The organism is Rhizobium sp. CNPSo 3670, assembly GCF_057784555.1.
Genome location: NZ_JBXSOL010000008.1, coordinates 77,632 through 96,028, shown reverse-complemented (window position 1 = coordinate 96,028; position 18,397 = coordinate 77,632). Strand labels below are relative to the sequence as shown.

The 18,397-nt window shown below is 60.7% G+C and carries 22 protein-coding genes; 16 read left to right on the top strand and 6 right to left on the bottom strand.

What is annotated here, in order from left to right; all coding sequences use genetic code 11:
• Positions 1 to 154 precede the first annotated feature (154 nt).
• From fliF to visR, 3 genes are all read left to right on the top strand, one after another.
• Positions 155 to 1,846 (top strand): flagellar basal-body MS-ring/collar protein FliF, encoded by a 1,692-nt coding sequence (fliF, locus tag AC13QO_RS10455; protein WP_488540595.1) that lies wholly within the window; start codon positions 155 to 157, stop codon positions 1,844 to 1,846.
• Positions 1,847 to 2,292: 446 nt separating this feature from the next.
• The gene (gene visN / locus AC13QO_RS10450; protein WP_097600319.1) at positions 2,293 to 3,039 is read left to right on the top strand and encodes a transcriptional regulator VisN; all 747 of its coding nucleotides are present in this window, start codon (positions 2,293 to 2,295) and stop codon (positions 3,037 to 3,039) included.
• Between the two features lie 8 nt (positions 3,040 to 3,047).
• Positions 3,048 to 3,794 carry a transcriptional regulator VisR gene (gene visR, locus AC13QO_RS10445; protein WP_085776944.1) on the top strand — a complete coding sequence of 249 codons (747 nt, stop codon included), beginning with the start codon at positions 3,048 to 3,050 and terminating at the stop codon, positions 3,792 to 3,794.
• 47 nt (positions 3,795 to 3,841) lie between these two features.
• Here the strand turns inward: visR and AC13QO_RS10440 are convergent, their stop codons facing one another.
• The 6 genes from AC13QO_RS10440 to motA all read right to left on the bottom strand — a co-directional run bounded on the left by AC13QO_RS10440 (position 3,842) and on the right by motA (position 9,144).
• A complete protein-coding gene (locus AC13QO_RS10440) occupies positions 3,842 to 4,282 on the bottom strand; it encodes a hypothetical protein (RefSeq protein WP_085776945.1) in 441 nt (146 codons plus the stop codon).
• A 5-nt stretch (positions 4,283 to 4,287) separates the two neighbouring features.
• Positions 4,288 to 5,367, bottom strand: coding sequence for a flagellar biosynthesis protein FlhB (gene flhB / locus AC13QO_RS10435; RefSeq protein ID WP_085776946.1), 1,080 nt, complete (start codon positions 5,365 to 5,367; stop codon positions 4,288 to 4,290).
• Positions 5,368 to 5,599: 232 nt separating this feature from the next.
• Entirely contained in the window at positions 5,600 to 6,640 is a 1,041-nt protein-coding gene (gene fliG, locus AC13QO_RS10430; RefSeq protein ID WP_488540594.1) for a flagellar motor switch protein FliG, read from the bottom strand.
• Positions 6,641 to 6,667: 27 nt separating this feature from the next.
• On the bottom strand, positions 6,668 to 7,255 hold the full coding sequence (gene fliN / locus AC13QO_RS10425) for a flagellar motor switch protein FliN (RefSeq protein WP_285193447.1): 588 nt from the start codon (positions 7,253 to 7,255) through the stop codon (positions 6,668 to 6,670).
• A 65-nt stretch (positions 7,256 to 7,320) separates the two neighbouring features.
• A complete protein-coding gene (locus tag AC13QO_RS10420) occupies positions 7,321 to 8,271 on the bottom strand; it encodes a FliM/FliN family flagellar motor switch protein (protein ID WP_488540593.1) in 951 nt (316 codons plus the stop codon).
• Entirely contained in the window at positions 8,272 to 9,144 is an 873-nt protein-coding gene (gene motA / locus AC13QO_RS10415; protein WP_285193449.1) for a flagellar motor stator protein MotA, read from the bottom strand.
• Positions 9,145 to 9,397: 253 nt separating this feature from the next.
• Between motA and flgF the strand changes: the two genes are divergently transcribed.
• The 13 genes from flgF to fliP all read left to right on the top strand — a co-directional run bounded on the left by flgF (position 9,398) and on the right by fliP (position 18,321).
• Positions 9,398 to 10,132 (top strand): flagellar basal-body rod protein FlgF, encoded by a 735-nt coding sequence (gene flgF / locus AC13QO_RS10410; RefSeq protein WP_285193450.1) that lies wholly within the window; start codon positions 9,398 to 9,400, stop codon positions 10,130 to 10,132.
• Between the two features lie 3 nt (positions 10,133 to 10,135).
• The gene (gene fliI / locus AC13QO_RS10405) at positions 10,136 to 11,533 is read left to right on the top strand and encodes a flagellar protein export ATPase FliI (RefSeq protein WP_488540592.1); all 1,398 of its coding nucleotides are present in this window, start codon (positions 10,136 to 10,138) and stop codon (positions 11,531 to 11,533) included.
• Positions 11,534 to 11,535: 2 nt separating this feature from the next.
• Complete coding sequence (locus tag AC13QO_RS10400) at positions 11,536 to 12,078, top strand: flagellar protein (RefSeq protein ID WP_097600327.1); 543 nt, start codon at positions 11,536 to 11,538, stop codon at positions 12,076 to 12,078.
• A gap of 159 nt (positions 12,079 to 12,237) precedes the next feature.
• Positions 12,238 to 12,630, top strand: a complete 393-nt coding sequence (gene flgB, locus AC13QO_RS10395) for a flagellar basal body rod protein FlgB (RefSeq protein ID WP_085776953.1) — start codon at positions 12,238 to 12,240, stop codon at positions 12,628 to 12,630.
• A 5-nt stretch (positions 12,631 to 12,635) separates the two neighbouring features.
• Entirely contained in the window at positions 12,636 to 13,052 is a 417-nt protein-coding gene (gene flgC / locus AC13QO_RS10390; protein WP_064693821.1) for a flagellar basal body rod protein FlgC, read from the top strand.
• Positions 13,053 to 13,055: 3 nt separating this feature from the next.
• Complete coding sequence (fliE, locus tag AC13QO_RS10385) at positions 13,056 to 13,397, top strand: flagellar hook-basal body complex protein FliE (RefSeq protein WP_097600328.1); 342 nt, start codon at positions 13,056 to 13,058, stop codon at positions 13,395 to 13,397.
• A gap of 19 nt (positions 13,398 to 13,416) precedes the next feature.
• Positions 13,417 to 14,205, top strand: coding sequence for a flagellar basal-body rod protein FlgG (flgG, locus tag AC13QO_RS10380; RefSeq protein ID WP_011424026.1), 789 nt, complete (start codon positions 13,417 to 13,419; stop codon positions 14,203 to 14,205).
• A 16-nt stretch (positions 14,206 to 14,221) separates the two neighbouring features.
• Positions 14,222 to 14,704 carry a flagellar basal body P-ring formation chaperone FlgA gene (gene flgA, locus AC13QO_RS10375; protein ID WP_085776955.1) on the top strand — a complete coding sequence of 161 codons (483 nt, stop codon included), beginning with the start codon at positions 14,222 to 14,224 and terminating at the stop codon, positions 14,702 to 14,704.
• Positions 14,701 to 15,822, top strand: a complete 1,122-nt coding sequence (locus AC13QO_RS10370) for a flagellar basal body P-ring protein FlgI (protein WP_488540591.1) — start codon at positions 14,701 to 14,703, stop codon at positions 15,820 to 15,822. Before flgA ends, AC13QO_RS10370 begins: the two co-directional genes overlap by 4 nt.
• A complete protein-coding gene (locus tag AC13QO_RS10365) occupies positions 15,819 to 16,358 on the top strand; it encodes a MotE family protein (protein WP_085776957.1) in 540 nt (179 codons plus the stop codon). The genes AC13QO_RS10370 and AC13QO_RS10365 overlap by 4 nt, the downstream gene beginning before the upstream one ends.
• Positions 16,355 to 17,071 (top strand): flagellar basal body L-ring protein FlgH, encoded by a 717-nt coding sequence (gene flgH / locus AC13QO_RS10360; RefSeq protein ID WP_488540590.1) that lies wholly within the window; start codon positions 16,355 to 16,357, stop codon positions 17,069 to 17,071. The genes AC13QO_RS10365 and flgH overlap by 4 nt, the downstream gene beginning before the upstream one ends.
• 12 nt (positions 17,072 to 17,083) lie before the next feature.
• Positions 17,084 to 17,587 carry a flagellar basal body-associated FliL family protein gene (locus tag AC13QO_RS10355; RefSeq protein WP_285193452.1) on the top strand — a complete coding sequence of 168 codons (504 nt, stop codon included), beginning with the start codon at positions 17,084 to 17,086 and terminating at the stop codon, positions 17,585 to 17,587.
• On the top strand, positions 17,584 to 18,321 hold the full coding sequence (fliP, locus tag AC13QO_RS10350) for a flagellar type III secretion system pore protein FliP (protein ID WP_085776960.1): 738 nt from the start codon (positions 17,584 to 17,586) through the stop codon (positions 18,319 to 18,321). Before AC13QO_RS10355 ends, fliP begins: the two co-directional genes overlap by 4 nt.
• Positions 18,322 to 18,397: the final 76 nt, after the last annotated feature.

The following is an 18,397-nucleotide window of genomic DNA, read 5'->3' as shown; positions in this document are numbered from 1 at the left end:
TTTTCACGCACGTCGTTCTCGCAAAATCGCTGCGCGACATGCATCAGCCTTTTGCTCCCGCGCTCCTCACGAAACGCTCGCACAAGTTTCGCCGATTATTGGTCAGGTGAGGCAATAAGCCTGCTTTGTCTTTGACGGATCGTGCGAGAACAGAATGAATCTGTTAAATCAATTAGTTCAGATATTTAAGAACTTTGGTGCCCTGGGCCGGACGCGCCTGATGATTCTGGGGGGCGTCGGCGCCGTTTCCATCGCAATCATCCTTGCCGCTTCCCTTTTCGTCAACAAACCGGCCCAAGAAACGCTTTACGTCGGTCTCGACGCTCCCGATCTCAACCAGATCAGCATGGCGCTTGCCGAAGCCAACATCAATTTCCAGGTCGGCACGGACGGTTCCAGCATCACCGTTCCCGCCGGTATGACGGGCAAGGCCCGCCTGATGCTTGCCGAGCGCGGCCTGCCGAACAGCGCCAATGCCGGCTATGAACTCTTCGACAATGTCGGCTCCCTCGGCCTGACCTCCTTCATGCAGGAAGTGACGCGGGTTCGAGCGCTGGAAGGCGAAATCGCACGCACCATCCAGTCGATCTCGGGCATAACGGCGGCGCGCGTCCATATCGTCATGCCCGAAGTCGGAAACTTCCGGAAGGCGGAGCAGAAACCGACCGCCTCCGTGATGATTCGCGCCAGCGCCGCCACCGGGCGCGGCGCCGCGACCTCGATCCGTCACCTCGTCGCCTCGGCCGTGCCGGGGCTTGATGTCGATGACGTCACGATTCTTGATTCTGCCGGCCAGCTTCTCGCGTCCGGCGACGAGGCGAGCAACAGCTCGCTGAACCGCTCGCTCAACATCGTCCAGAACGTTCAGCAGGAAGTCGAATCCAACATCGACAAGGCCTTAGCGCCCTTCCTCGGCATGGATAACTTCCGCTCCAGCGTCACCGCCGACCTCAACACCGATGCTCAGCAGATTCAGGAGACGGTCTACGATCCCGAATCCAAGGTCGAACGCTCCGTCCGTTCTACGAAGGAAGCCCAGCAGTCGCAGCAGAGGCAGTCCGACAACGCGACGACCGTCGAACAGAACATTCCCCAGGCGGCCCCTGATGCCGGCGGCTCAAGCGGTCCGGAATCTCAGGACAAGTCCGACAAGCGCGAAGAGCAGACCAACTACGAAATCAACAGCAAGACGACGGCCACGACCCGCAACAGCTATCAGGTCGAGAAGCTTTCGATCGCCGTCGTGGTCAACAAAGGCCGCATCGCCAAGATGGTCGGCGAGCCCGCCGACCAGGCCAAGATCGATGCCTATATCGCCGAAATGCAGAAGATCGTCGCTTCGGCGGCCGGCATCGACGCCAAGCGTGGTGATGTCGTCACCGTCACGGCGATGGATTTCCTCGAGAATCAGCTGCTGGAAGACGCCACCGGCGGTGTCCGCGTCATGGATATGCTGAGCCGCAACCTTGCCGGCATCATCAACTCACTCGCCTTCGTCGCGGTCGCCTTCGTAGTGGTTTGGATGGGCCTGCGGCCGCTGGTACGCAGCGTCAGCGGCAACGGCGTGGGCTCGGTGCTTGGCGACGCCACGCCGGAAGCGGCTGGCCTCGAACTTCCGGACTTCGCGCCGGCGGCCGGCGCCCCTGGAGGCGCCCTCATGGACGGCTTCGGCTCCGATTTCGGCTTCGACAGCACCGAGGATCTGCTCAGCCTCGGCGACGACGATGGCAACTTCAACCGCCGCGTCAAGGAGGGCCCGGAACGCAAGCTTGCCCGTATGGTGGAAATCAACGAGGAGCGCGCCGCCAAGATCCTCAGGAAATGGGCGATCGACGACGCAGCATAAAAGGAGGCCGGGGCAACCCGGCCTTTTTCGTGTTATTCAGGCTTTTCACTACCTGAGCAGGATTGTTATCGGTCGCCCGCAAGAGAGCTGATATCTCATTACCCAGTCTGTATTTGGCCGCGGGTGTCGAATGGGGAATAGATCAGATCGCCTCAAGAAATTGGATAAAACTGTTGAGGATCACTCGCGTAAAACGCGAATGAAGTTGCGGTACAGCCAGAATCATCTTACCCTTTCCAGTATTCTGAGGGGCGCGAGTCGTCCTCGAATCACGGCATGAGCAGCAGCGAAAGTAAATCCCTAGAAGTCGGAGATGGTGATTTACACCGGCTGGCTTACCCTTGAGTGATTCGAAATGGGATTCGAGCGGAGCTTGAATTGAATCCTTTACAAAAAAAATGCTGCTGCACCGAGTTTGATCGTTCCTCAGCCCCAGGAAATTGCCAATGGATATGACGATATCTCAGGCGAGCAAAGGCGAGAGGCAAATGGCGAATTTCGCGAGCGTGGTGGCGCCGGCTCTCTTGCCGCGCGACGAGCTGATTCGGCGCCTGCACGGTGTCGCCGACACTGGCAGATTGCAGTCCGGTCTGCGCGCGCTGACGGACTATGTGGGTGCCTCGCACTATCTTCTGGCGCGCTGTGATCTCATCCAGGAAAGCGGCCTCGATTTCATCGTATCGTCTGACTGGCCGTTCGATCTGGTCAAGGATATCGCCAACGATCTGGTCGGCGGCTATGCCCGTTCGACCGAGCTGGAAAAATGCATGCAGGTTTTCCAGCCGAGCTTCGCTCTTCTGCCAGATCACGCCGATGCGCCTGATGGCGCCAGCCGCCAGTATTGCTCATTGACCTTCAATGTCGGCCGCTCGCGGCTCGCCTTGATGTTCCTGTTCGGCGAAGGCTTCATCCTGTCGCCGGAGCGCCTGCGGGATGTGGGACTGCTTGCCGGCTATGTCGCGAGCTTCCTTCGCTGCGGCGGCGCAAGGAACGATCGGGATTTCGAACTGACTGACCGCGAGCTGGAATGCCTTTTCTGGATCGCCGAGGGCAAGACCAGCGACGAGATTGCGATGATTCTCGGAATATCTCGCAATACCATCAACAACTACATCACCAGCGTGATGCGCAAGACGGCGACCAAGACCCGGTCGGAGGCCATTGCCTTCGCGGTCCGCAACAATCTCGTATAGGGGAATCCATGGGACATCCATCAAGCAGGGCGATGAACGGCGCCGATCCGCTGCGCATGGTGCGGATGAACAGGATTTCCAGCCGTTCGGATCTTTTTCCGCGGCTGATTGCGATGCAGAAGCTCGCTGACGCTCAGGGGTTCGCGATCTACCGTGTCAGCGGCTCGGGACTACCGGCAAAGCAGCGGCTTGTCTGCGAGCTCGAGAATTGGGGCCCTTCGAATACCGGTTTTGGCAAGGCCCTCACGGACGCCTATGGCGATATTCTTCTCGACCATATCGAAAAATCGCTGCTGCCGCTTTCATGGGCTGGCGCTCATGACAGGGCGGCCCCCGGTCCGGCGGATTTCTCGCCCTTCATGACGCGCCTGAAGGATGGAATTCTGCCTTTTTCCGGCCTCGCCTTCCCGGTGCGGCTCGGCGCTGTCGGCAATGGCTTCATCCTTTTCACCGGCGATGATATCGATCCTGCCAGCGATACGATCGTCGAGCTGCACGGCCGCTGCTGCCACGTGATGATGGATCTGCTCTCGCTGGACGAACGCCGCTCGGCGGCCGCCGAAGCGCTGAGCGAACGCGAAGTCGCCTGTCTCCAGCTCGCCGGCGATGGCCGTATCAGCGAAGAGATCGCCGAAAAACTCGGTCTGTCCGTACACACCGTCAATGCCTATCTCGGCTCGGCGACGATCAAGCTCGATTCCGTCAACCGCATCCAGGCGATCGCCAAGGCGATCCGGCTCGGCTACATCAGCTGAACCGGGGAGACCTGACTTCAGGGACGGCGAAAATGCATTGAGGCAAATCAGCTGGCGAGCGCGCGCGGCGGTTTCACGCTGTAGCGGGATTGCCGAAGGCTCTTTTCCAGAAAGGCAGTATTCTCGTCGGGATCGGAGGAGGGATCTTCGAAGGCGATGTGGTTGATTTCAATGCCGGCATGATTGTCGGCAAGGGCGAGCTGGGCATAGACGGTGACGCCGCGCGGCTTGATTTCCAGGTCGAGAACGACTTCCGGCTTGCCGCCCCATTCCAGCGTATAATTTCCGCCAAGGCCGAAATTGACGGTGCCGGGATGAAAGAAAAGCTCCGCCGCCGAAGCGACGAGATCGGCCAGATTGCCGTAATACTCGAAGCGCAGCAGTGAAATGAGGTCAGAGGCATCCAGAAGGCGCAGTTCGGTGGCGACCGGGCTGATCGCCTCTGCGAGGATCTTTTCACGCTGGGCAGAGTGAGGGCATTTTTTCATTCGGCTTATCTTACCCGTTTGTTCTTGGCGTCTGCGGCGTAGACCCTGTGTATGAGCTCCGCAACGGCCTTATAGAAGACTGACGGTATGACACTATCGACCGAGACTTGCGCAAACATGGAGCGCGCGAGCGGTGGGTCCTCGAACACCGGGATGCCGTTCTGCTCGGCAATCTCCCTGATTTTGAGCGCAATCAGGTCCTGGCCCTTTGCCAGAACGACCGGCGCGTCGTTCTCCTCACGCGCATAGCGCAGCGCCACGGCGTAGTGCGTCGGGTTGGCGATGACAAGCGTGGCACGGTGCACGTTGGCGATCATGCGCCGGCGGGCGCGGTCGCGCATCAGCGAGCGCTGCCGGCTTTTGACAAAAGGGTCGCCCTGCGCCTGCTTGTTTTCTTCCTTCACCTCGTGGCGCGTCATCTTGAGCTCGGTGAACCAGTGATGGCGCGTCCAGAAAAGGTCGGCGATCGCCACGATCGCGGTAGCGATCAGCATGACGATGATGATCTTGCGCATCGCCGTCATCATTCGCACGAGGATTGTCTGCGGATCGGAGAACATGGCATCAATCGAGCCGAAATATTCGCTCCTGAGCACGAAGAACAGGACGACCCCGACGACGACGACCTTGAACAGCGACTTTCCGAACTCGACGAGGCCGGGCAGGCTGAAGAGCCGTGACCAGCCCTTCACCGGAGAGATGCGCGAGGCTTGCGGCCTGATCCGTTCGAGCACAGGCGTCGGCAGGTTCTGGAAGATCGAGGAGGCGATGCCGAAGACCATGAACAGGATGAGGGCGGGTGCCAGCAGCGCCGCGCTCGACCAGCCGAGCCGGACGAAGAGCGCCAGAATGTCCGGGCCCGTCTCGATTTTCCATTGGTCGGGCTGTTCGAAAATGTCGCGCAGCGTTTCGCCCATGCGGCCGACGCTGTCGGGAAGGAAGAACACCAGATAGATGAAAGTGGCGAGGATGGTCGCGAAGATCGACAGCTCGCGCGAAAACGGCACATTGCCTTTTTCCGCGGCGTCGGTTCGCTTCTTCGCGGTCGGGGCTTCTGTTTTGCTGTCCTTGTCATCATCTGCCAAGTCGCGGCCCTCCGTCAAAAAAGCAGGCCGCAGCTCATGCCTGCCACCCCGAACCGGGCAGCGATTCTGGGTTGACGAGATGCGTCAAAGCAAAAACCCAAAGCGCGCCGCAGAAACCGAGTGCTCTGCGACACGCCATAGAATGCGGCCGATCGATGAAGGGTAGTCGCCTGAGGCGCGGCGATCAACAACGGCCTGTTTGTCGGCCGGATTTGTCAACAGTCTCAGAAGCTCAGGCGGCGGCCGAAGCTTCGCCTTCCTTCTCCTTGAGCTCGATCTGGCCTGAGTTGGCCAGGCGAATCGCCTCCTGCGCCACGGCGCGGCGCGCAATGGCGATCTCGCGCGGGTTGACGCCGCCGATGCCGCTCTGCAGATCCGATTCGATCATACGGCGCTGGCGCGGACTGATGGCGGACAGAACCGATTCGCGGATCTCGGCCGGCGAGCCGCGCAACGAGACGGTGAGCACGTCGGTCGAAATATCGTTGAGCAGCAGGACGCGGCTGCGCTGCGGCATGTACATGAGGTCCTCGAAGAGGAAGATCTTCGGCCGAACCTTGTTGACCGATTCGCGACTGATCGATTCGAGCGAGGTGAGCAGCGTATCGACCTGCGGCTTGTCGAGCTCGTTCATGAGATCGGCGACCTTCGTCGAGCCGGCAGCGTTGCGCTCTGCCTCGATTTCGGCAAGCAGCGTCATCACCTGGTTCTCGATGATCTGCGCCGCCTTGGGGCTGACCGCCTTCATGTTGACCGTCCGGTTCATGATGTCGGCGCGGCGGTTGTCGGGGAGCTGCAGCAGCACCTTGGCGCCGAAGGCGGAGGGCATCATCGACAGAATATAGGCGACGGTCTGCGGATGTTCGCGCAGCAGGAACTGTGCGACGAATGCCGGCTCGGCTTCGCTGAGGCGATCCCAGATCGAGGTCTCGTAGGCCTGGAAGGCCGTGCGGCGGCCGAGCAGGCTGTCCACCTCGTCGGGGGTCAGGCCTTCTTCCAGAATGGCTTCGATTGCTTTGGCATTGTCCATCAGTCCGGCGCCCTCGGTAAAGAGGTCCTCGAACTCGGAGACGAGGGACAGGAGCTCGTCCGGCGGAATGGCGCGCAGCGACTGGGCAGATGCGATAATGGTCTGCAGCTCGGCCTGAGTGAAATATTTCAACAGCCGGCCGGCGACACCCTTTCCCATGGCGAGAAGGACCGCCGCCGCCTTTTCAGCCTGGGTCAACGGTTTCCCGGCTAGCGCGCCGCCGAAATCGTCAAAGTCCATCATGGTCTAACCTCTCCGTCCCCACAGGGATCAGGCTTTTTTCGTACTCAAAACTTCTATCAGCTTCACGCCGAATCGGGTGTCGTCGTTATCAAGAACTGTAATCTCGCCGCGTGCAATCCTGCGGCCGTTCACCATGATCTCAACGGGTTCGCCGATTTTCTTGTCGAGAGCGATCGTCGCTCCTTCATTGAGATTCATCAGGCTGGAGACCTGCATCCGGCTGGTGCCGAGCATGATCTGGACATCGATCGGAATGTCCATGATCAGCTCGAAGTTCGAGGTCAGCGCGCTGCCGAGCGGCGCCGAGGACGCCTCGAACGAAGAGCTGCCGCCGAAATCCATGCCTGCAGCCGGGCTGGCATTGCCTGCGCCGAAATCGCCGCCGAAATCATCGCCGCCGAAAGGGGAATCCGAAATCTCGCCGCCGAAGGCGGCCAGATCCGTTCCTGCCGCGAAGTCGTCATTCTCCAGCTCACCGCCAAACTGCGACAGGTCGCCATCGGCGTCCTTCTTCAGCACGCCGCGCAGATCGTCGATCGCCTGGTCGAGATCGGCTTCGCTGCCCGGCATATCCAGGGAGAGGTCACTGTTCTGCTGTGTTTTCTTCGTTGCCATGAAATCACTATTCCAGTTGAAACTTGCCTCAAACTGCCTTTGCAGCCCAGAAGCCAGAGAACCGATCAATTCATTAAGTGACGGATGAGTTCGTCATCCGAGTTCATCGTATCCTTGACGCGGACCATGTAGTTTTCGCCAGAACGCCCGAATTCGCATATATACAATTCCTTGCTGTTGGCGCTGACCTCGACGCGTACGTCGCCGCTGTCGCGGAACGGAATGACGTCGCCGGCCATCAGCTTCGATATGGTGCGCAGCGTCAGGTCCTGTAACCTGATCCTGGCTTCGAGCGTGACATGCGAGCGGCGGACCTGATCGCCGAGCTGTTCGGTCCATTCCGGCGAATTGCCGCCGGTCTGGCGCTTCGGCTTTGGCGGCGTCACCTTGGTCTTGAGCAGCGCCGTCTGCGGAATGATCAGTGAGAATTCCGAAACAATGCCGGCGAGCGTGATCGACATGTTGACGGCGGCGGCAAATTCGTCCGGCTTGTCCTCCGCCGGCCGGGAGCGCGAGTCATGCGCATGCGGGGCCGAAAGACTGGGCTCGAAACCGCCCGGTGCGTTCACCGCCGAGCGCAGCACCTTTGCGATCTTGTCGAAGACCATGACCGCCAGATCGAGTTCGATGACCGAGAGCAGCCGCTCGGCCGGCTCCTCGATCGTATCGGCGGTGGCGCCGAGCAGGTGTTCCATCAGCGTGATGACGAAACCGTTGCCGCAGGCAAGCGCGACGTTCTGAGACCAGTTGCGCAACGTCGCGTCGACGAGCGTGACGTTGTGGCTGAGGTCGTCGATCAGGTGGTTCTTATAGCCGATCTCGCAGCCGAGATAGCTGACGGTCACGTCGAGGCCGGTCTCGCTCTTGATGACGTCGGGAAAGAACTCGCTGTAAACATCCCCAAAGGCGCTGCAGATCTTGGCGACCCTGCCCCTGTCTCCGAGCCCGCCGGTCAGCTTGGCGAGAAGGGCGGGATCCATTGCCGGTTTGTCATGTGAAGCATCGCTCATGGTCATTTAAGCCGCCTTGTTCTCGCCGCCTGGGTTCATCATTTCCTGTTCGACGGCATCGATGGACGGACGTTCGTAGGCCGAGATCGTCTTGCGGCCGTATTCGAGAGCGACCTGCGGCACCGAGCCGTTCATATAGGCAAGCAGCGTCTGCTTGACGATGACATAGAGGCGATGCTGCTTGTTACGGACGACCTTGATCTGGGAAACCAGCGGCGAGCAGACGCAGTAGGACAGCAGAATGCCGAGGAAGGTGCCGACGAGCGCCGAACCGATCAGATGGCCGAGCACCTCGGGCGAATCGTTGATGTGGGCCATCGCCTTGATGACGCCGAGAACCGCCGCGACGATACCGATCGCCGGGAAGGAATCGCCCATGATCTGGATCGCATGATAGGGCTTCATCTTGTCGTGCATGATGGTGTTGAGCTCTTCGTCCATCAGCGCCTCGATTTCGTGGCTACGGGCGTTGCCGATGATGATCAGGCGCACGTAATCGCAGATGAACGCCGTCAGTTCCTTATTCTTCAGCACCGTCGGAGCCGACTGGAAGATCGTCGATTCAGCAGGATTGTCGATATGGGCTTCGATTTCGTTTCGCGACTTGGTGCGCAGGTCGCGCATCAGCGAGTAGAGCACGCCGAGCGTATCGAGATAGTTCCGCTCCTTCGGGACGGCGTGCTTGAAGGCCTCTGCAAGCGCCTTACCGGAATCCTTCACCACCTTCATCGGGTTCGCCATGATGAAGCTGCCGAGGCCGGCGCCGCCGATGATGAGAAATTCGAAGGGCTGGAACAGCGCGTCCACTTCGCCGCCCATCGCCATGAAGCTGCCGACGATGCAGCCGCAGACAACAATAAATCCGATAATGATGTTCATCGTCAGCCCAATCTGAACGTTGCTTTTCTCTAGGACGGATAGGGTTTCTGCCTTGCGTGAGGCTGATGAAAGGCTCGGTCCCGGGCATTTCCACGTGCCAGCTTCGCGCAAGCATCTGCCGCCAATCTAAAGGAGACGAATGGGCGCTCGCGCCCGTTTCTGAGATGCCGCCTCAGCGAAATTCCGGCCGAACCAGATCAGACGACGCCCGGCTTTTCGTTCCGTTCATCGCCAATGCTTGGAGCTTACAGACATGCAATCCGGTCTTTACGTTTCTCTGTCGTCGCAGATGGCGCTTGAAAAGCGCCTGAACACCATCGCCGACAACATGGCGAACGTGAACACCACCGGTTTTCGCGCCACCGAGGTGAAGTTCGACGAGATGGTGGCGGCCACCAAGAACAAGCTGAACACCAAGGTCGCTTTCGTTTCTCAGGGCAACGACTATCTGAACGAGCAGAACGGCGAGTTGCAGCACACCGGCAACATGCTTGATTTCGCCATCAAGGGCGATGCCTGGTTTGCGCTCGATACGCCGGCCGGCCGTGTGCTCACGAGGGACGGCCGCTTTACGCTCAAGGATACCGGCGAACTCGTTTCGATCCGCGGATATCCGGTTCTCGATGCCGGTGGCGCACCGATCCAGCTCGATACCAAGGGCGGCGAGCCGGCTGTCGGCTCCGACGGCATCATCTATCAGGGCGACCGCCAGGTCGGCTCCCTCGGCCTGTTCGAGGCCGATATCAGCAAGGGTTACCTGCGTTACGAAAACAGCGGCATCATGACGACCGACCAGCCGCGCGCCGTCGTCGACCGCTTCAATGTCGGTGTCGAGCAGGGTTATCTGGAAAATTCCAACGTCAACGCCATGCGCGAGATCACTCAGCTGATCGAAGTCAACCGTGCATTCGAAAGCATTTCCTCGCTGATGCGCGACAGCGAGGATTCGTTCAAGCAGGCCGTCCAGACGCTTGGGGGCAGCCGCTAAGCAATGAGCACAACGCTACTGTCCGAAGACGGCCTTTCTCCGAAGCTCGCGCATCTGGCGGGTCTCGTCGATCGATACGCATCGCCGGAATTCGCCGTCGCTCATGGCGGTCGCGTCCAGACCATCGCTGCCGGCCACTATACTGTTCGTGGTCTCTCCCGTCATGTTCGTCTCGGTGAATTCGTCGCGCATAAATCGGCGACCGGCATCCATCTCGGCGAGGTCGTGCGTGTCGAGCCGGAGCTGATCTATGTCTGCCCGATCGAACCCGGTGAGCCGATCGGCATCCATGACACGGTCATTCGCAAGGGCGCCTTCCGAATTTCGCCATCCGACAGCTGGTGCGGGCGGACGATCAATTCGCTGTGTGAGCCGATCGACGGGCTTGGTCCGATCGCCCAAGGTCTCGATCGCCGCTCGATTTCCACCGGCGCGCCACCCTCGATGACGCGTCAGCGCGTGGCGACCGGCTTCAAGACCGGCGTGCGCGCGATCGACATCTTTTCGCCGCTCTGCCTCGGCCAGCGTCTCGGCATCTTTGCCGGCTCCGGCGTCGGCAAGTCGACGCTTCTGTCCATGCTTGCCCGCGCCGACGCCTTCGACAAGGTGGTCATCGCGCTCGTCGGCGAACGCGGCCGCGAGGTGCGCGAATTCATCGAGGATACGCTCGGCAGCAATATGAAGAAGGCGATTGCCGTCGTCGCGACCAGCGACGAAAGCCCGATGCTGCGCAAGATGGCGCCGCTGACGGCGGTCACCATCGCCGAGCATTTCCGCGACAAGGGCGAGAACGTGCTCTTCATCGTCGACAGCGTCACCCGTTTCGCCCATGCGATCCGCGAGGTGGCGACCGCCTCCGGCGAACCGCCGATCGCCCGCGGTTATCCCGCCTCCGTTTTCACCGAGCTGCCGCGCCTGCTCGAACGCGCTGGTCCTGGCCCGGAGGGCGCCGGCACGATCACCGCCATCATCTCGATCCTCGTGGATGGCGACAATCATAACGACCCGATCGCCGATTCGACGCGCGGCATTCTCGACGGCCATATCGTCTTGCAGCGCAGTCTTGCCGAGGAAGGGCGCTATCCTCCGATCGATCCGCTCGCCTCGATCTCGCGTCTTGCCCGCAAGGCCTGGACGCCGGATCAGGAAAAGCTGGTGTCGCGATTGAAGGTGTTGATCCACCGCTTTGAGGAAACGAGGGACCTGCGGCTGATCGGCGGTTATCGCCAAGGCGCCGATCCTGATCTCGACATGGCGGTCAAGCAGGTCCCTATCATTTACGACGTCCTGAAACAGTCTCCAGGCGATCGCGACTCGGTCGATGCTTTTGCCGATCTCGCCGGCGCGCTCAAGGCTGCTGCCGGCATGGGCAATCAGGGCGCACCCATGCAGAGGAGATAATAGTGGCTGATTTCGATGATGAACGCATCGCTTCTCTGAAGCCGCGCGACAAGACCGCCACTCTGGATCGGTTTCTCACCTTCGCCGGCCTGGCGCTTGCCGGCGCCTCCGCCTTTTTTCCCTGGTACGTCTTCTTCAATGCGGACAAGTTCGGCATCAACGTCGCCACCAGCAGCAATTCGCGCGAACTGCCGGATTGGCCCGCCCGCAACGTCTTCAGCGTCTCACCGCTGGCCATGGTCAACAAGAACGAGGCAGCCAAGAAGGCTCCGCCGGTCGATCCGCTGACGACGGCGACGGTCTCCGATCTCGGCAAGCAGCGTGACGGCGCCGCGATGCTGGAAGACCAGCCTTTCCCGGGCAAGTCTTCCTTCCGCCTTCTGCATGTGTCCAACGGCCGAGCGCTGATCGAGGACCCCTCGGGCATGTATGTGGTGCGCATCGGCTCGGTCCTGCCCGACGAAAGCCGCCTGGCGATGATCGAGCAGCGCGAGGGCAAGTGGGTGATCATCACCTCCAAGGGCGATATCTACAAGAACGATTGAACCTCTTCGCAAAGGCTGAAGACAAGAGGGCTCCCCCGCAAACCGGCAGGAGCCCTTTTCTCTGGCGGCCTTGGGCGAAGCGCCTCGATGGCCGGATTCCCGTAAGTCCCACGCAAGATTACCGCTCTAGGTTCCGGACAGTAAAAACGGAGAGTTCTCATGCAACCGATCCAACTTTTCGACTTGGCTTCGCGACAGGCGGAATGGCTGACGATCCGTCAGCAGGTTGTTGCCGGCAACATCGCGAATGCCAATACGCCGAAATTCCGCGCCAAGGACGTCACGCCCTTCGATGCCGTGCTGGACAGATCCGACATCACCATGGCGCGCACCAATCCGGCGCACTTCAGCGGCAACGATTTCAGCGCAAGCGGCGATATCGACGTCAAGGAAGCGGCCCTCGACCAGGAGATCGGCATTCAGGAATCCGGCAACACCGTCGGTTTGGCCGAGGAGCTTTCCAAGTCGGGTGACATCAAGCGCCAATACGATCTGAACACCTCGCTGGTCAGCTCCTTCAATCGCATGATGTTGATGACGGTCAGGAAGTAATTGTCATGGATCCGCTTTCCGCAGCTATGAAAATCGCCGGTTCGGGGCTCGAGGCGCAATCGACGCGCCTGCGCATCGTCTCGGAAAACATTGCGAACGCCCGCTCGACCGGTGACACGCCGGGCGCCGATCCCTATCGCCGCAAGACGATCACCTTCGGCCAGCAGATGGACCGCACCAGCGGCGTCGAAACCGTCAACGTCAAGAAGGTCGGTGTCGACGAAGGCGACTTCAGCACCGAATTCGACCCCAGCAATCCGGCGGCGGACGCCAAGGGCGTCGTCAAATTGCCGAACGTCAACATCCTGGTCGAGATGGCCGACATGCGTGAAGCCAATCGCTCCTATGATGCCAATCTGCAGACCATCAAGCAGACCCGCGACCTCATCTCGTCCACGATCGATCTTCTGAAGAGCCAATAATCAATGATCAGCAGCGTCCAGAATGTCAGCAATCTTTCGATGACCCGCGCGCTCGGCGCCGTCGACTCCGAAAATTCCGCCTCGTCCTCCGCAACAGCCATGCCGGGCACCGCAGGTGCGGCCAACGGCCTGAGCTTCGCCTCCGTGCTGGGCGGCATGGCGACCGACGCCGTCAACAGCCTGAAGGGTGCCGAAAGCATGTCCTTCGCCGGCATCAAGGGCACGGCGACGACCCGTGAAGTCGTCGATTCCATGCTCCAGGCCGAGCAGACGCTGCAGACCGCGATTGCCATCCGCGACAAGGTCGTTTCGGCCTTTCTCGAAGTCACCAAGATGCAGATGTAACTGATTTGAGGACGAACACATGAGAGCGCTCGCCATCGCAGCAACGGGCATGGATGCCCAGCAGACCAATCTGGAAGTCATCGCGAACAACATTGCGAACATCAACACAACGGGCTTCAAGCGGGCTCGCGCCGAGTTCACCGACCTTCTCTACCAGACCGAACGCGCCAAGGGCGTCGCCAACCGGGCCAACCAGGCCGTCGTTCCCGAAGGCGCCAATATCGGCCTCGGCGTCCAGACCTCCGCGGTCCGCAACCTGCATCTGCAAGGCGAACTCACGCAGACAGGCAACGATCTCGACGTGGCGCTGATCGGCAAGGGCTTCTTTCAGATCCAGTCGACCGATGGCACGACGCTCTACACTCGCGCCGGCGCTTTCAACAAGAATGACCAGGGCCAGCTCGTCACCATCGACGGCTATGAAGTCCTGCCTGGGATCACCATCCCTCAGGGTTCGACCGAACTGACCATCAGCCGCTCCGGCGAGGTCTCGGCCAAGCTGCCGGGCCAGACCGATCCGACCGTTCTCGGACAGCTGACGCTTGCCGATTTCGTCAACGAAGCGGGCCTTCAGCCGATCGGCGACAATCTCTTCCAGGAAACGCCGGCCTCGGGCGAGGCGGTCGTCGGCAACCCTGACGAGGAAGGCTTTGCCTATATGAAGCAGGGTTATCTGGAATCCTCGAACGTCGACCCGGTGAAGGAAATCACCGAGCTGATATCGGCTCAGCGTGCTTACGAAATGAATTCCAAGGTGATCACCACGGCTGATGAAATGGCCTCCATCGTCAGCAAGAACCTGAAGTAAAGGGAAGGGCCGAAACATGATGTTTTGCCGGGCAGGACGCATCTCAGGATGGGTGGCGGTAGCCACGATCGCAATCGCGGGCATCATCTTGCCCGTGAATGCGGATGCCGGCATGGGTTATGCCGTCGTCCCGACGACGATCATCTATCCCGGCGACACGTTGTCGGGCAGCCAGCTTCAGGAGGTTGAGGTCACCAACCCCAACCTCGCCGGCGATTATGCCAAATCGATTTCGCAGGTCGAAGGCCTGGTTTCCAAACGCACGCTGCTGCCGGGCCGTACGATCTCGGTTTCAGCGCTGCGCGAACCCTATACGGTGACGCGCGGCTCTTCGATCCGCCTGGTCTTCTCTCTCGGCGCAATGACGATCTCCGCCGCCGGCACGCCGCTTGAAGACGGTGCGACGGGGCAGGTGGTCCGTGCGCGTAATATGGATTCCGGCGTCATCGTCAGCGGCACGGTGCTTGCGGACGGCACGATCCATGTGAGGGCGAAATGAAATTGTTCTTCCGTATCGTCACCTTTGTTGCGGTTGTCGCCATGAGTTTGGCCGACGTGGCGCCCGCCTGGGCGCTGACGTCCCGCATCAAGGATATCGCTTCGCTTCAGGCCGGCCGCGATAACCAGCTGATCGGGTACGGTCTCATCGTCGGCCTGCAGGGAACCGGCGACGGCTTCCGTTCCTCTCCCTTCACCGAGCAGTCGATGCGGGCAATGCTCCAGAATCTCGGCATCTCGACACAGGGCGGCCAGTCCAACGCGAAGAACACCGCGGCCGTGATGGTCACCGCCAACCTGCCGCCCTTCGCAAGCCCCGGCAGCCGTCTCGATGTTACGGTGAGCTCGCTCGGGGATGCCACCTCGCTGCGCGGCGGCACGCTCGTCATGACCTCGCTTTCCGGCGCCGACGGCCAGATCTACGCTGTCGCTCAGGGCTCCGTTATCGTCTCCGGCTTTCAGGCGCAGGGCCAGGCGGCGACGGTGACCGAAGGCGTCACCACCGCCGGCCGCGTGCCCGGCGGCGCGATCATCGAACGCGAACTGCCGTCCCACTTCAAGGATTCAGTCAATCTCGTCCTGCAGCTGCGCAATCCCGACTTCTCGACGGCGATCCGCATTGCCGACATCGTCAATGGCTATGCCTCCGCGCGCTTCGGCGGCCCGGTCGCCGAAGCCAAGGATTCGCAGGAAGTGGTGATCCAGAAACCGCGCACGGCCGATCTCACCCGGCTGATGGCCGACATCGAAAACCTCATTGTCGAAACCGATACGCCGGCCAAGGTGGTTATCAACGAGCGCACCGGCACGATCGTCATCGGCTCCGATGTCCGCGTCTCGCCGGTCGCCGTCAGCTACGGCACTCTGACTGTTCAGGTCACCGAGACGCCGCAGATCATTCAGCCCGAGCCCTTCTCGCGCGGGCGGACTGCCGTTCAGCCGCAGACCGACATTGCGGCCGAGCAGACCGGTGGGCGCGTTGCCATCATCGACGGTCCCGACCTCAGGACCCTTGTCGCCGGCCTCAACAATATCGGCGTGAAACCGGATGGGATCATCGCCATTCTCCAGGGCATCAAGTCGGCGGGCGCCCTGCAGGCGGAGCTTGTGCTGCAATGATGACGATCCTGAATCCTGACATGACCGTGCTGCAGCTGCTGCGCCGCCTGGCGCTGCCGGCAGCCGGCCTCGTCCTTCTGTCGATCCCCGGCGCCTTCGCACAGGAGCATCCGGAGGGAGACATCACGTCTCAGGACGAGATCAAGCAATTCTGCACCAACATCGCCGATCCCGCCCGCGACCAGCGCTACCTGCTGCAGAAACAGGAGCTGGAAAGGCTCCGCGCCGACATCGACGCCCGGATGGAAGAGATGGACAAGCGCAAGGCCGAATACCAGGACTGGCTGAAGCGGCGCGACGATTTCCTCAAGCAGGCCGAAGCCGGCCTCACCGATATCTACAAGAAGATGAAGCCGGATGCGGCGGCACTGCAGCTGCAGGATATGAACATCGAAGTAGCGTCGGCCGTCATCATGCGGCTCGGCCCGCGCCAGTCGAGCCTCATCCTCAACGAGATGGACTCGAAGAAGGCCGCGGCTATCGCCAGCGTCATCGCCAGTGCGTCCGATCCCAATACGTCGAAGGATCCTTCATGAATATGCGTTTCCCGGCCGCGATCTCCGCCCTCGCACTTCTTGCGGGCTGCCAGTCTCCGACGGCAGTCAGCGAGATCGGCCGTGCCCCCGCCATGAGCCCGATCGGCAGCGGACTTGCCTATGGCCAGACCCCGCAGATGGCGCTCTATCCGAAGCAGCCGCGCGCCGTGGCGCAGGGCTATTCGCTCTGGAGCGATTCGCAGGCCGCGCTCTTTAAGGATGCACGCGCTTTGAACGTCGGCGACATTCTGACCGTCGACATCCAGATCAACGACAAGGCCTCCTTCGACAACGAGACCAACCGCAGCCGCACGAATTCGAGCGGCATGAACTGGGACATCAATGCCCAGATCTTCGGCTGGACGCCTGAATCCAAGACCGATCTGACCTATGGTTCCGACACCAGCACCGACGGAAAGGGCAAGATCGAGCGCACCGACAAGCTCACGCTTCTCGTTGCGGCCGTCGTCACCGGCATTCTCGAAAACGGTAACCTCGTCATCTCCGGTTCGCAGGAAGTCCGTCTGAACCAGGAGCTGCGCATCCTGAACGTCGCCGGTATCGTGCGTCCGCAGGACGTCAACGCCGACAACCAGATCTCTTACGACAAGATCGCCGAAGCCCGCATCTCCTATGGCGGCCGGGGTCGCCTGATGGAAGTGCAGCAGCCTCCGCGCGGCCAGCAGGCCGTCGATCTTTTCTCGCCGCTTTGAGGCCGAACGACGATGGCAGACGAAGACATAAGCGCAGGTCAATCGAAGAAGAAATCCGGCCTGCTGACGATCGTCGGCATTGCCGTCCTGACGCTTCTCGGCGCCGGCGGCGGCTGGGCGGTCGGCACGATCGTCGCGCCCGAGATCAAGGGCGCCAAGGAGGTAGAGCAGGCCAAGGAAGCCGATGCCAAGAAGAAGGCCGAGGAAGGCCTGGCGCGCATCTCGACCGAGGCCAACAACGTCGTCCAGCTCGAGCCGATTACATCGAACCTTGCCTACCCTTCGGAAAACTGGGTCCGACTCGAAGTCGCGCTGCTGTTCAACGGGCCGCCCGACGTCAAGGTCGCCGAGGACATTCACCAGGATATCCTCGCCTATGTCAGGACGGTTTCCCTGCAGCAGATCGAGGGGCCGCGCGGCTTTCAATATCTCAAGGATGACATCCAGGAACGTGTTGACCTTCGCTCGCAAGGGCGGGTATCGAAGGTCATGTTCAGGACCTTTGTCATCGAATGATTCGTTTCATAGTTTTCCTTGCCGCCATGATGGTGGTACCGGAACTGGCGGTGGCACAGCAGCTGCCGACCGACTTGTTGAACGTGCCGGTCGATGGCTCCGTCGCCGCCTGGATCATCCGCACATTCGGCCTGCTGACCGTTCTTTCGGTCGCGCCGGGCATCCTGATCATGGTGACGAGCTTCCCGCGCTTCGTCATCGCCTTCTCGATCCTGCGCTCAGGGATGGGCATCTCCTCGACGCCTTCCAACATGATCCTGCTGTCGCTGTCGCTCTTCATGACCTTCTACGTCATGTCGCCGACCTTCGATCAGGCCTGGCAGAATGGCGTGCAGCCGCTGCTTGCCAACCAGATCAATGAGACCGAGGCGGTCCAGCGTATCGCCGAACCCTTCCGCACCTTCATGGCGGCCAATACCCGGGACAAGGATCTGGCGCTCTTCGTCGATCTTGCGCGCGAGCGCGGTCAGAACATCCAGACGACCGATCCGATCGACTACCGCGTGCTGATCCCTGCCTTCATGATTTCGGAGATTCGTCGCGGTTTCGAGATCGGCTTTCTGGTCGTCCTGCCGTTCCTCGTCATCGACCTCATCGTTGCAACCATCACCATGGCGATGGGCATGATGATGCTGCCGCCGACGTCGATCTCGCTGCCTTTCAAGATTCTCTTCTTCGTGCTGATCGACGGCTGGAACCTGCTCGTCGGCAGCCTGGTGCGCTCGTTCAGCTGATCGGCTGAGCTCTCTATATTTCGATAAAAGAAAACCCCGCCGGATCCGCTCCGGCGGGGTTCATCATGCAGTCGAA

What these genes read in the sequence shown, in the direction of transcription:
- AC13QO_RS10365 (WP_085776957.1), top strand. Translation starts at nt 15,819, where the DNA reads ATGATGACGATCCTGAATCCTGACATGACCGTGCTGCAGCTGCTGCGC.
- flgF (WP_285193450.1), top strand. Translation starts at nt 9,398, where the DNA reads ATGCAATCCGGTCTTTACGTTTCTCTGTCGTCGCAGATGGCGCTTGAA.
- flgA (WP_085776955.1), top strand. Translation starts at nt 14,222, where the DNA reads ATGATGTTTTGCCGGGCAGGACGCATCTCAGGATGGGTGGCGGTAGCC.
- fliN (WP_285193447.1), bottom strand. Translation starts at nt 7,255, where the DNA reads ATGGCAACGAAGAAAACACAGCAGAACAGTGACCTCTCCCTGGATATG.
- fliG (WP_488540594.1), bottom strand. Translation starts at nt 6,640, where the DNA reads ATGATGGACTTTGACGATTTCGGCGGCGCGCTAGCCGGGAAACCGTTG.
- flgG (WP_011424026.1), top strand. Translation starts at nt 13,417, where the DNA reads ATGAGAGCGCTCGCCATCGCAGCAACGGGCATGGATGCCCAGCAGACC.
- fliP (WP_085776960.1), top strand. Translation starts at nt 17,584, where the DNA reads ATGATTCGTTTCATAGTTTTCCTTGCCGCCATGATGGTGGTACCGGAA.
- AC13QO_RS10355 (WP_285193452.1), top strand. Translation starts at nt 17,084, where the DNA reads ATGGCAGACGAAGACATAAGCGCAGGTCAATCGAAGAAGAAATCCGGC.
- AC13QO_RS10370 (WP_488540591.1), top strand. Translation starts at nt 14,701, where the DNA reads ATGAAATTGTTCTTCCGTATCGTCACCTTTGTTGCGGTTGTCGCCATG.
- AC13QO_RS10440 (WP_085776945.1), bottom strand. Translation starts at nt 4,282, where the DNA reads ATGAAAAAATGCCCTCACTCTGCCCAGCGTGAAAAGATCCTCGCAGAG.
- flgH (WP_488540590.1), top strand. Translation starts at nt 16,355, where the DNA reads ATGAATATGCGTTTCCCGGCCGCGATCTCCGCCCTCGCACTTCTTGCG.
- fliF (WP_488540595.1), top strand. Translation starts at nt 155, where the DNA reads ATGAATCTGTTAAATCAATTAGTTCAGATATTTAAGAACTTTGGTGCC.
- motA (WP_285193449.1), bottom strand. Translation starts at nt 9,144, where the DNA reads ATGAACATCATTATCGGATTTATTGTTGTCTGCGGCTGCATCGTCGGC.
- flgC (WP_064693821.1), top strand. Translation starts at nt 12,636, where the DNA reads ATGGATCCGCTTTCCGCAGCTATGAAAATCGCCGGTTCGGGGCTCGAG.
- visN (WP_097600319.1), top strand. Translation starts at nt 2,293, where the DNA reads ATGGATATGACGATATCTCAGGCGAGCAAAGGCGAGAGGCAAATGGCG.
- fliI (WP_488540592.1), top strand. Translation starts at nt 10,136, where the DNA reads ATGAGCACAACGCTACTGTCCGAAGACGGCCTTTCTCCGAAGCTCGCG.
- fliE (WP_097600328.1), top strand. Translation starts at nt 13,056, where the DNA reads ATGATCAGCAGCGTCCAGAATGTCAGCAATCTTTCGATGACCCGCGCG.
- flgB (WP_085776953.1), top strand. Translation starts at nt 12,238, where the DNA reads ATGCAACCGATCCAACTTTTCGACTTGGCTTCGCGACAGGCGGAATGG.
- visR (WP_085776944.1), top strand. Translation starts at nt 3,048, where the DNA reads ATGGGACATCCATCAAGCAGGGCGATGAACGGCGCCGATCCGCTGCGC.
- AC13QO_RS10420 (WP_488540593.1), bottom strand. Translation starts at nt 8,271, where the DNA reads ATGACCATGAGCGATGCTTCACATGACAAACCGGCAATGGATCCCGCC.